Below are 461 nucleotides of genomic sequence, written 5' to 3' on the forward strand. Positions count from 1 at the left end.
CGGCCGGCGCGTGCTGCGTTCGCTCGAGGATCTCAGGGCCGGCGTGTCGCCGCAAGGCGAGGTCAAGGGCGAGTTCCGCCTGGGCATCATGCCCTATCTCTCCGATGCCGCGCTGGCGCTGCCGCTCGATAGCCTGCGCGCTGCCTTTCCGCAGCTGACGCTGCGCATCACCTCCGGCTGGTCGCCAAGGCTGGTGGAGCAGGTGGCGCGCAGCGAACTCGACGCGGTGGCGGTTTGCCTCGCCGAGGGTTTGGCGCCGCCCGACGAACTGGTCTGCGACGATCTCGGCGTGCAGTCGGTGCTGCTGGTGGCGTCACCTGGGCTCGGTGTGCCGAAGCCCGCCGATCTTGCCTCGCTGTCGCGCTTTCCCTGGGTGATGAACGAAAACGGCTGTGGTTTTCGCGCTTTCATCCGCCAGAGTTTCGACGCCCTCAGGCTGCCGTTCCAGGTCGGGGTGGAGG

1 protein-coding gene is annotated in these 461 nt (G+C 68.3%); it reads left to right on the forward strand.

Annotated elements, in window-relative coordinates:
* Window positions 1-461, forward strand: a 461-nt coding sequence (locus tag EN935_RS40020) for a substrate-binding domain-containing protein (protein WP_206534740.1), incomplete at both ends; no start/stop codon positions are given.

It is taken from the genome of Mesorhizobium sp. M7D.F.Ca.US.004.03.1.1 (assembly GCF_003998635.1).
Classification (GTDB): domain Bacteria; phylum Pseudomonadota; class Alphaproteobacteria; order Rhizobiales; family Rhizobiaceae; genus Mesorhizobium; species Mesorhizobium loti.